13 protein-coding genes are annotated in these 10,953 nt (G+C 33.3%); 4 read left to right on the top strand and 9 right to left on the bottom strand.

Annotated features, from left to right (window positions below; all coding sequences use genetic code 11):
* Window positions 1-163: 163 nt before the first annotated feature.
* Window positions 164-784, bottom strand: a complete 621-nt coding sequence (locus RR554_RS11185) for a hypothetical protein (protein WP_332468042.1) — start codon at window positions 782-784, stop codon at window positions 164-166.
* Between the two features lie 93 nt (window positions 785-877).
* Here RR554_RS11185 and RR554_RS11180 point away from each other — a divergent pair, with 93 nt between their 5' ends.
* On the top strand, window positions 878-1,093 hold the full coding sequence (locus tag RR554_RS11180; protein ID WP_332468041.1) for a hypothetical protein: 216 nt from the start codon (window positions 878-880) through the stop codon (window positions 1,091-1,093).
* A 192-nt stretch (window positions 1,094-1,285) separates the two neighbouring features.
* Here RR554_RS11180 and RR554_RS11175 read toward each other — a convergent pair whose 3' ends face one another.
* From RR554_RS11175 to RR554_RS11140, 8 genes are all read right to left on the bottom strand, one after another.
* Window positions 1,286-1,483, bottom strand: a complete 198-nt coding sequence (locus tag RR554_RS11175) for a hypothetical protein (protein WP_332468040.1) — start codon at window positions 1,481-1,483, stop codon at window positions 1,286-1,288.
* Between the two features lie 2 nt (window positions 1,484-1,485).
* On the bottom strand, window positions 1,486-1,809 hold the full coding sequence (locus tag RR554_RS11170) for a hypothetical protein (protein WP_332468039.1): 324 nt from the start codon (window positions 1,807-1,809) through the stop codon (window positions 1,486-1,488).
* Window positions 1,810-2,154: 345 nt separating this feature from the next.
* A complete protein-coding gene (locus RR554_RS11165; protein WP_332463467.1) occupies window positions 2,155-2,736 on the bottom strand; it encodes a hypothetical protein in 582 nt (193 codons plus the stop codon).
* Window positions 2,737-2,811: 75 nt separating this feature from the next.
* Window positions 2,812-3,699 (bottom strand): 16S rRNA (adenine(1518)-N(6)/adenine(1519)-N(6))-dimethyltransferase RsmA, encoded by an 888-nt coding sequence (gene rsmA / locus RR554_RS11160; protein ID WP_332463466.1) that lies wholly within the window; start codon window positions 3,697-3,699, stop codon window positions 2,812-2,814.
* Window positions 3,692-4,270, bottom strand: a complete 579-nt coding sequence (gene rnmV, locus RR554_RS11155) for a ribonuclease M5 (protein ID WP_332463465.1) — start codon at window positions 4,268-4,270, stop codon at window positions 3,692-3,694. The genes rsmA and rnmV overlap by 8 nt, the downstream gene beginning before the upstream one ends.
* Window positions 4,270-5,040: a TatD family hydrolase gene (locus tag RR554_RS11150; protein ID WP_332468038.1), complete on the bottom strand. Its 771-nt coding sequence runs from the start codon at window positions 5,038-5,040 to the stop codon at window positions 4,270-4,272. Before RR554_RS11150 ends, rnmV begins: the two co-directional genes overlap by 1 nt.
* A gap of 81 nt (window positions 5,041-5,121) precedes the next feature.
* Window positions 5,122-7,131, bottom strand: coding sequence for a methionine--tRNA ligase (gene metG / locus RR554_RS11145; protein WP_332463463.1), 2,010 nt, complete (start codon window positions 7,129-7,131; stop codon window positions 5,122-5,124).
* Window positions 7,132-7,440: 309 nt separating this feature from the next.
* Window positions 7,441-7,707: a GNAT family N-acetyltransferase gene (locus tag RR554_RS11140; RefSeq protein ID WP_332463462.1), complete on the bottom strand. Its 267-nt coding sequence runs from the start codon at window positions 7,705-7,707 to the stop codon at window positions 7,441-7,443.
* Between the two features lie 127 nt (window positions 7,708-7,834).
* On the opposite strand from RR554_RS11140, the gene RR554_RS11135 reads away from it, so the two are divergent.
* The 3 genes from RR554_RS11135 (at window position 7,835) to RR554_RS11125 (ending at window position 10,781) form a co-directional block, all read left to right on the top strand.
* Window positions 7,835-9,181, top strand: coding sequence for an Nramp family divalent metal transporter (locus tag RR554_RS11135; RefSeq protein WP_332463461.1), 1,347 nt, complete (start codon window positions 7,835-7,837; stop codon window positions 9,179-9,181).
* An 81-nt stretch (window positions 9,182-9,262) separates the two neighbouring features.
* The gene (locus RR554_RS11130) at window positions 9,263-9,805 is read left to right on the top strand and encodes a hypothetical protein (protein ID WP_332468037.1); all 543 of its coding nucleotides are present in this window, start codon (window positions 9,263-9,265) and stop codon (window positions 9,803-9,805) included.
* A gap of 124 nt (window positions 9,806-9,929) precedes the next feature.
* Complete coding sequence (locus RR554_RS11125; protein WP_332463459.1) at window positions 9,930-10,781, top strand: AraC family transcriptional regulator; 852 nt, start codon at window positions 9,930-9,932, stop codon at window positions 10,779-10,781.
* The last annotated feature ends 172 nt before the right edge of the window (window positions 10,782-10,953 follow it).

The raw sequence follows: 10,953 nt of genomic DNA, 5'->3' as shown, positions 1-10,953 counted from the left end.
TCAAAAAATTAGCAAAAATGCTTAAACTAAGAGACCAAGAGGGCTCTATTTTTTTTCTATTTTTGATTTTTTATCAAAATTAATGACAATGAACAAAAAAAAAAACCAATTACTCTTTATGAGTAATTAGTTTGTCTTCAATCTGAGCATACTAAAAGTATGCTTAATCTTTGCTAACAACTGAGCTTATTATATCGAAATATGCAGTGGCTTTTTTAATTTCATTTTCGATTTTTATATATGCGTCGCTTCCTTTTTTCACTTTATAATAATCCCAAATGATACAAGTTTCAAAGGGGGTGTCAAACCTATTTAGATAAATGGTAATTTTCGCACTGCGAAGCATTTTAACTGAAAATGATCCGACATTCGAAAATACAGGCGTAAATAAAGTTCCAGATAGATCCTTTTGGACGACGCCGAAATCATCTATTGAAATTTCATATTTACTTATTTCGTTGAATGCGAAAAATTTTACTTCGTTATTTTCGTTAATTAACATAATTGTCTTATTGTCAGAGTTAATGGTAATAACGGGGGTGTCAAATTCAAGATTTAAAATTGTTTTATCAGTTGATCTAGTTTTAGAGACCAGCTGATTTTGCAATTCTTGAGTTTTATTTTGAGATTTATCATGTTTAATAAGTCTGTAGATAAAAAAAGCAAAACAAACTATCCCTAAAATTAAGGCAACGGGCTCAAATACATAGCCTTTACTGAGTTTGAACAAATAGAGAAAAAAGAGACTTAGAAATAGTAATAAGTATTGCACAAATATAAACATATAGCTCCTCCATTCTTATTTTATACATACATAATAACATATACAAAAGGAATGGGAGGCCGAAGATAAAATTAAACAGGAGAATGATTTGATATGCACCGAGATATGAAAGAATGTCCTCATTGTGGACACGACACGTATTACATTACATCTACAGTAAGTAGCAGAAGTCAATTTCATGCTAGGTACGATGGGGAAGATACTGAAAATGGTGAAATGTACGAAGGATTAATACATGAAAACCATAAATGGGCTAAATGGGCTAAATGTTCCGAGTGTGGCAAGAGATTGTTTAGAGTGGAGGTATAGTTTGTTGGAAAAGAATGACAAATTGGCTCGTAATGTTGTAAGAGCGATAACTGGAAACTCTTCGGATCACTACGACTTTTAAGAGTTTTACTTGAAGAGCTGATAACAGCAGAAAAACGAAAAACGTTGTCGTATGAAGATATTTATGAAATATACTAAAGAAAAGTTTATGGAGAGTATTAAAAAAGACAACTAAACAGTTGTCTCAGTCGATTCCTCAGATTGCTTGTGAACAGTTGATTTTCTAGCTTTTATACGTTCAGAAATAGCGTCGTATATATTAATAGCAGCATCTACGGATAAATCGACAATTTTTATGAATGATAGTATTACTTCTTCATTTTTAGATAAACTGGTAAATAAATTTCCAATAATTCCAAATACATTCATTTTTACAACCCCTTTTTGTTAAGATATTTGATTGAATTTTTAGATAGTTTACGAACGAATCGTATGTTTGAAGTTTTTGAAAGGTTTTCTAAAACAGATTTAACTAACTCTGATTTATCTTTCTCTGGATTTTTACTAACTACATCTAAAGAAACAGATAAAATATGACTAGATTCTTCGTGAATTACTTTTTCAATTTTTTTAGAATCTTTTTCAGATAATTCTAAAGAGCCGTTTTCAGAAATAACCTTATCAATCATATACTTATTCTCTCTTACAATGTTCTCAATAGCGTCTTGTTTCATTATTTCTATTTCATTTTTCATAAATTGACCTCCAAGCTATTTTTATTTAATTATATCACAATAAAATAATGTGTTTTTTGAAATAACTAAATTTAATTGTGATTAGATAGAGTTTGTTTCAGAGGGAGGTTGGGACATTGGGAGCATTTATAGACGAAATTAGTTATTTTAAATTAGGTAAACGGAAGTGGATTTCGGATTTGGAAGTAAGACCAAAATATATTATAAAAGAATGGTTTTATAAGGAGATAGCATGGACGATTTAGATGTTTTAATAGAGTTAATGAAAGAGAAAAAATTTAGAAAAGCTAGATACTTACTGCAATCCATATTAAAAGGAAAATCTTATATCTAAGCTTGACTCCTTTAGGAATCAAGCTTTTTTAATTTATTTGCTTCTAGATAAACAGGAAACTTAAATTTTGTTCCAATTTTTTGAGCCACTGAAAAGGCAATAGAATAATCAATTAAACTATGAATAAATCCACCCACACCAACTAAAAGAAATACGGTCACAAAAAAACCATAAGAATAGCTTTCCGTGGATAGTTTTCCTGTCGTAAAGAATAACGTCACCACTAACGTTTCACATAAAGCGTGAATCAATCCAATCACGATATTAAATCCAATCATTTTCTTTGGTGATGAAATAATTCCTGGTCTTTTTGATAAATAAAAAGCACCAATAACAGCAAAGATAACATGAGATAATGCTCTAAAACCAATAATAAAAGGAAATGCTAAGAAAAAGCCAAACGCTGTTCCTAAAGCAACTAATAAAGCAACCCACGGAGAAACGAACATTGCTAAAAATACTGGCACATGACTAGCAAGTGTATACGACGCTGGTCCAATGACAATTTTAACTGGCATCACTAGTGGTATCATAATCCCCAAAGCAATGAGTAGTGCTGCATACGTTAATGACTGAACTGAATTCTTTCTCATTTAATTCATCCCCAACCCTTTTTGTAACTATGATAACGAATGCACAGACTATTGTCAACGAACATTCATTGTGAATTATTTATTTTTATTCGCCATTAATTGATTAGATAGTTCACCAAATTCTTGAATACTTAACGTTTCGCCACGACGTTTCGGATCAATTTGACTCATCTCAAGTGATTTTTCAAGCCACGCCTTAGTTTCATCGTCTTTTCCAAAATAACTAATTAAATTATTCCACAATGTTTTTCTGCGTTGTGTAAAAGCCGACTTAGCTACTTTAAAGAAAAAGTCTTCATCCACGACATCAACAATGGGCTCTGTTCGTTTGGTTAATTTAATAATCGCTGAATCCACATTAGGCTGTGGAACAAATGCTGTTTTAGGAACAATAAATGCTAGCTCAGCATTCATATAATACTGAACAGCAATTGATAAGGAACCATACGCTTTTGTCCCTGGAACTGCTGTGATTCGATCAGCCACTTCTTTTTGCATCATAACAACCATTGACTCAACATCTAAACCGGACATTAGCAAATGCATCATGATTGGCGTTGTGATGTAGTAAGGTAAGTTTGCAACAACCTTCACGCCACCTTCTGTAGTAAAAACGTCATTAGCAATTGTTTTAACGTCTGCTTTTAACACATCTTCATTCACAACGGTCACATTATCATAAATACTTAACGTATCATCCAACACTTCTATAAGACGTTGGTCAATCTCAAAAGCTAGTACTTCTCCATTAGAACGAGCTAAATGCTCAGTTAACGCACCAATTCCTGGCCCAACTTCGATAATGCGGTCATCGCTTGTTAACTCTGCAGCTGCGGCAATATTTCTTAAAATATTAGGTTCAGTTAAAAAGTTTTGCCCTAAGCTTTTCTTAAAGGAAAAACCGTATTTTTTTAATATTTCTTTCGTTCGACTTGGTGTCGCGATATCCTTATAATCACTCATTGTTTTCATCCTCTAAAATTTCTTTCATTGCTTTTTTGAAAGCCTCTTTTTCAATATGGAACATTTTCAAACGTTTTTTTAATTGTTTCCCATTTGTATAGCCAATATTAAGTTTCTCACCCAAAGATTCTCTGCGTTTTTTAGCATTGTTTCCAGCAATTAAACCAAAATAAATCAAATCTTCTATTTCTATTTCAGACTGAAAAACATCAGTAGTTGGTGTGGAAACATTTCGTAGTGCTTCTAAAATAGTCTCATCACTAGCATGCTCGACGCCTAAACTGTTTCCCTGACGTTTTGGTTCTCCTTTTTTTCTAGAGATAAACGCATGCTTTGCCGTTGGTACCACTTCAGTTATCTGTTTCCTTATTTTTTCTCCTGAAAAATCTGGGTCTGTAAAAACAATAACGCCTCTAATCTTTTCAGCATGCTCAATTTTAGTTAACGTCTCCTGACTTAACGCTGAGCCATTTGTTTCAATCGTGTCTGCATCTACTACTTGCTGAACGCGTTTTGTATCATCTTTTCCTTCAACAACAATAATTTCTTCTATTCTTATTTTTTTTGTCATTATTTTTCAATCCTAAATAAACGATGCGCGTTGCCTCTTGTTATATCAGCAACTTCTTCAACAGTCATTTGTCTTAATTCTGCCACTCGTTCCACAACATACCTTGTATAACCAGGTTCATTACGTTTTCCGCGATAAGGCATCGGCGCTAAATAAGGTGCGTCTGTTTCTACTAAAAGTTTATCCATCGGAACAATACTAGCAGCTTCATGAACTTCAAAAGCTTTTTTAAATGTCACCACACCACTAAAAGAGATGTGCATGCCTAAATCTAAAAAGCGTTTTGCCCACTCACCGTCACCACTAAAACTATGCATGATGCCGCCAATATCTTGAATATTTTCTTCTTTTAGTATTTTATACGTATCCTCCATCGCATCTCTTGTGTGGATACTTATTGGTAAATTCATTTCTTTTGCTATAGCGATTTGACGTCTAAATACTTTATCTTGCACTTCTTTAGGGTCTTCCATCCAGTAATAATCTAATCCAATCTCACCAAGAGCAACCACTTGTGTTTCCTCTAATTGTGTTTGTAACGTATTTTCTATTTCTTTTGTATAATTGCCAGCTTCTGTTGGATGCCAGCCGATAATGCTATAAATATCTTTGTAAGCGTGACTCAATTCAAGAGATTTTAAAATAGTTGGGGTATCAAATCCGACAACCGCCATTTCAGTGACACCTAATTCCTTCGCTCTTTCAATCACTTCAGGTATCTCATCTTTAAATTGTTCTGCATTTAAATGGGTATGTGTATCAAATATCATTTGTTTCACTCCAATCGTCTTTATTTTAACACAAAAGAAAACGACTGAAAGAACAAAAGCTTTCTTTCAATCGTTTATTTTTTAAGCAATTATTGAGCCGTTGTCAGCACATTTAGGTGCTTCTACTACATATAGTTTTCCATCTTCGTTTTCTGCAGATAAAATCATTCCTTGACTAACGTGACCTCTAATTTTACGAGGTTTCAAATTAGCAACAATGACTACTTTTTTACCAACTAATTCAGTTGGTTCAGGATAAAATTCCGCAATTCCTGAAAGAATTTGGCGGTCTTCTTTATCGCCAGCATCCAAACGGAATTGAAGTAATTTATCAGCATCTTTTACTTTGCGACAATCAATCACTTCTGCTACTTTCAATTCAACTTTATCGAAATCTTCATATTTCACTGGTTTCTCTTTTACAGAAACGAGTTCCACTTCTTCTGGATTCCAAGTATCTTCTTCTTCGTTTGCATTAGTTGTTTGTGCCATTTGTTCTTTAATATAAGCTACTTCAACTTCCATATCTAAACGAGGGAAGATCGGTGTTCCTTTACTAATAACTTTTGTGTTTTTAGGGAAATCTCCAAAACGAATATCGACCATTGATAAGGTTTCTTCACCTAAGCCTAATTGATTTAACATCTCTTTTGGTGTTTCTGTCATAATCGGTTGTAAAAGAATCGCTGTAATACGTAAACTTTCTGCTAAATGGACCATAACACTATTTAGAGAAGCTTTCTTCTCAGGATCTTTAGCTAATACCCAAGGCTCAGTTTCATCAATGTATTTATTGGCACGAGAAATTAACTTCCAAATTTCTGCTAAGGCGTTATTAAATTCCATTTTCTCCATTGCTTTGTTGTATTTACCAATTACATCAGCTGCTGTAGTTGATAATTCACTATCAAATTCAGTCACTTGAGAAGCGTATGCTGGGACATTGCCATCACAATATTTATTAATCATAGCAATGGTACGATTTAATAAATTACCCAAATCATTCGCCAAATCATAATTCACACGAGCCACAAATTCTTCTGGCGTAAACATACCATCTGCCCCAAAAGGAATAGATCGCATTAAATAATAACGAAGAGCATCTAAACCGTAACGCTTCACTAGCATCTCTGGATAAACCACATTCCCTTTAGATTTAGACATTTTGCCATCACTCATCACTAACCAACCATGAGCAAAAATTTGTTTTGGTAATGGTAAATCTAACGCCATTAACATAATAGGCCAATAGATAGTATGGAAACGTACAATTTCTTTACCAACCATATGAACATCAGCTGGCCAATATTTTTTAAAGTTACTGTCATCATCTGTGCCATAACCTAATGCTGAAATATAATTAGATAAGGCATCAATCCAAACATATACCACATGTTCTGGATTGGCATCAACAGGGATTCCCCAAGAAAAAGAGGTTCTACTAACTGCTAAGTCTTCTAAACCTGGCTTAATAAAATTATTAACCATTTCATTTTTACGTGAAACAGGTTCAATAAAGTCAGGATGTGCTTCGTAATATTCTAATAATCGGTCCGCATATTTACTCATACGGAAGAAATAACTTTGTTCTTTAACAAGTTCTACTTCATGCCCACTCGGTGCTTTTCCGCCAATCACATTGCCTTCGCCATCTCGGAAGACTTCTGCTAATTGATTTTCAGTAAAATATTCTTCATCAGACACTGAGTACCAACCTTCATACTCACCTAAATAAATATCTCCTTGATCTAACAATTGTTGGAATATTTTTTTAACAGTTTGCATATGTGACGTATCTGTTGTTCGAATAAATTTATTGTAATCAATATCCAATAAATTCCAAAGTTTTTTGACGTCAGTTGCCATATCGTCAACATATTCTTTTGGTTCAATTCCAAGTTGCTCTGCCTTTTGCTCAATTTTTTGGCCATGTTCGTCCAGACCTGTTAAATAAAAGACATCATACCCTTTTAATCGTTTGTAACGAGCCATTGCATCACAGGCAATTGTCGTATAGGAACTACCAATATGTAGTTTTCCACTTGGATAATAAATGGGGGTTGTTATATAAAATGTTTTCTTGTCCTCCATTTGTAAACCTCCTTGATTGTTATGAGTAAACGAGTACCCATTTTTACATGTAGTCTTAGATATTATATCACATTTTTATAAGCTTTTTCATTAAACTAAAAAAAGAAATACTTGAACACTTAAAAAAGGTTCTCTGTATTTCTTTTATAAAAAACGGGAAATTTCACCATGTTTTTTAATAAAAAAAATGAAATTTTCCTGATTTGTTTAATTTACGGTTGTTTTCTATAGAATAATCCACTATAATTTCTATTTGTGGTGTTCACACATCATATTTTAGGCTAAGGCTGTCTTTGGACGGTCTTTTTTTTATGCCAATAATCCTCTGTACTCTGGATGTTTTTCAAAATAACTTACCACGTATGAGCACGTTGGAATTAATTTCAAGTCTTCTCTTTGAGCTTTTGCAATCACTTCTAACACTAATTTTTCAGCCATCCCTTTTCCTCTTTGACTTGAATCAACAAACGTATGGTCGACAACCATGTGTCTGATTCCTTTCATTTGCCACGTGATTTCCGCAACATCTTTGCCCTCTTCTTTTAAAACAAAACGATTTTTTTCTTCTTGAAACATATCTGTCACTCCTTGAAAGTTTTTTCACTATCACTATACGCAATAATTAAATTTAAGACAAACCACTTGCATTTATTTACAGACAAAAATATAATTTAGGTAGACCTAAAAAGGAAGTGTTTGTCAGATGAATAAACATCAACACATACTAAAAGATAAACTTAATGGTTTAAGTTTACCTGAAATAAATAATACTGTTGCTATTCCAAAAGATGCTAATTTTTTTAGAAAGCTTCTTGCCTACTCGGGACCTGGTGCTCTAGTGGCAGTTGGTTATATGGATCCTGGTAACTGGGTAACATCTATTGCTGGCGGTTCACAGTTTGGTTACTTGCTGTTATCTGTTATTTTAATTTCTAGCTTAATTGCTATGTTACTTCAATATATGGCAGCTAAGCTAGGGATTGTCACTGGAATGGATTTAGCTCAAGCTACACGTGTTCACACAAAAAAGAAGATGGGAATTTTTCTCTGGATAATGAATGAACTTGCCATTATGGCAACTGACATTGCGGAAGTTATAGGTAGTGCCGTTGCACTCAATTTACTCTTTGGGTTTCCCTTAATCGTAGGTGTCTTTATTACTGTACTAGACGTTTTCTTACTTCTTACACTAACTAAACTTGGGTTTCGTAAAATTGAAGCCATTGTCATGACTCTTATTGCAACAATCTTTGTTATTTTTTCATATGAGGTAATGCTTGGTCAGCCCAACTTACCTGAACTTTTTCAAGGATTCATTCCAAAGAAACAAATCGTCACTGATAAAGGTGCCCTTTTACTTGCTTTAGGGATTGTTGGTGCAACTGTTATGCCTCACAATTTATACCTTCACTCCTCTATTGTCCAATCTAGACAATATGACCGTGAAGATTCAAAAGAAATTAAAGAAGCTATTCGTTTTGCTAAATGGGACTCTAATATTCAATTATTCTTTGCTTTTATTGTTAACTGCTTATTATTAACTCTTGGTGCCACTCTCTTTTTTGGACATGGAGACACATTAACCACCCTTGGGTCTTTGTATCACGCTTTAGCTGACTCAAGCATTGTTGGTGCCATTGCGTCCCCCTTACTAAGTGTGTTGTTTGCAGTCGCTCTTCTTGCCTCAGGACAGAATTCAACTATCACCGGAACATTGTCTGGACAAATTATTATGGAAGGATTTATCAAACTCCATATTCCAACTTGGGCACGACGATTAATTACCCGATTTTTAGCTGTCATTCCAGTGGTAATTGCTATTATCTTATTTGGTGATTCTGAGGAAGTGGTTGAAAAGCTATTAATTTATTCTCAAGTTTTTCTAAGTGCAGCACTACCAATCTCAATTATTCCCCTAACTATTTTTACAAGTCAAAAAGAGTTAATGGGAGAATTTACCAACAAAATTTGGGTCACAGTTGTCGCTTGGATTATTACAGCTGTATTAACTATCTTGAACATTTACCTCATAATTTCAACTTTTATCTAAGTTTTGATAATAAGTGTTGGTAGTTTAGCTTTCATGCCTTATAATAAAGGTATTAAAATACTATTATTGGAGGACGACCAAATGTTTCAACAAAAAAAAGTTTTCAAAAGTATGGAAAATCGTAACTTTACCCCTGAAAGTTTATTAGCTGAATTAGAAGATTTAAAACAATTTAAATTCGATAACGTTTCTTATACTGGTATTGCTTTAAACATCGACATGTTAATTACTCAATATTTAAGAAATGAACAATTTAGTTTAATCGAAGTTCAAGGTGGATTAGCTAAGAAAAATTATGATACTTGGTATGAAGATTTATCTTTAGCAATTAACATTTTCAACCACTTTGCAGACTATACAAAAGAACATTTTAACTATTACTTAGAAGAAGCTAAAAAATATCAAGCTGAAACAGGTAACAGTAACACTTCTACTGAATACAAAGCTTATTTTGAACAAGGAAACTCTATGTATTTCCATGATGTGCTACATAGCGTGTTTGACCTTTCAAGAAAAATTGATCTAAGTATCGATGATTTTAAAGAAGCTTTACTATCAGACGGCGAAGATGCTGCTAAATATGTATTACCTGAGAAAAAAGTTTTCGAAAGCAATAGAAAATAACAACTTAGAGGTCGACCCAAACAGTCGATCTCTTTTTTTATGATAATTTTTGCCAAAAAATATCACGTATCAGTAAATTAAGTGACGTATGATAGTCTCATGAAGAAGAAAGGTGGAAAATAAGTTGAACGAATTTGCAGCTGTTATTCAGTACATTGAAGACCATTTGGATAAAGAAATTGAGATGAAAAAAATTGAGCAACTCTCACAAATGTCTGAGTATAACTTTCAAAAAATCTTTTCTATTTTATCCGGAATTTCTCTAGGAGATTACATCAGAAAAAGACGACTCTCTCACTCTTTATATGATTTAAAAGAAACACCTTTAAAAATTATTGATATTGCGTTTAAATATGGTTATCAATCATCTGAAAGTTATAGCCGTGCCTTTCAACAATTTTTCCATACCTCTCCTTCTAAAGCTCGAAAAGATCAAATGGCATTAAAAATATGTCCAAAATTGTCCATTCGAGTTCAAATTAAAGGAGGAACTGACATGAACTATTATATGACCAAAAAAGAAACTTTCTATGTAACAGGTATTAAAGAAAGCTACCAAACACTTGCAGAAGGACAACAAAAAATCCCTCAATTTTGGGATAGGTTTAACGAATCAGATCTTTTTGAAAAGGTAATTCAAGAAAAAGACCCCTCTACTCCTAATACCGTTTTAGGTATCTGCCTACCTGGTGAGGGAGAAGCTTATGATTACTTCATCGGCGTTTACACCAATGAACCAACAACAAAAGAAGACCTTGAAACAATCACTCTTCCTAAAACAGATTGGGTTGTCTTTAATGCTGTTGGTAAAGTTCCCCATGCGATTAGACAAACTTATCAAGATATCTATGAATCTTTCTTTCCAAGTACTTCATATAAGCCAAAAAAATCACCCGATTTTGAGTCTTATCCACTAGATTTAGACCCAATGTCAGATGAGCATGTAACAGAAATTTGGCTACCTATTGAAAAATAGTTAAATCGAGGTCGACTAAATATCGACCTCGATTTTTTTACCTATTATCTTCTTTGTTCGCATTTTCTGTCATGAAATTTCTTTGCGTTTTATTCATTAAACTTGTTGTATTCTCTCCATTTTTGATACGGATTTTTTCTGATTTCAACAACTTCTTCTCAACCATTTCAAT

Origin of the sequence: Vagococcus sp., from assembly GCF_036639995.1 — a bacterium.
GTDB lineage: Bacteria > Bacillota > Bacilli > Lactobacillales > Vagococcaceae > Vagococcus.
Note: the sequence above shows the minus strand (reverse complement) of the source record. Positions and strands in the feature narration are given on the sequence as shown.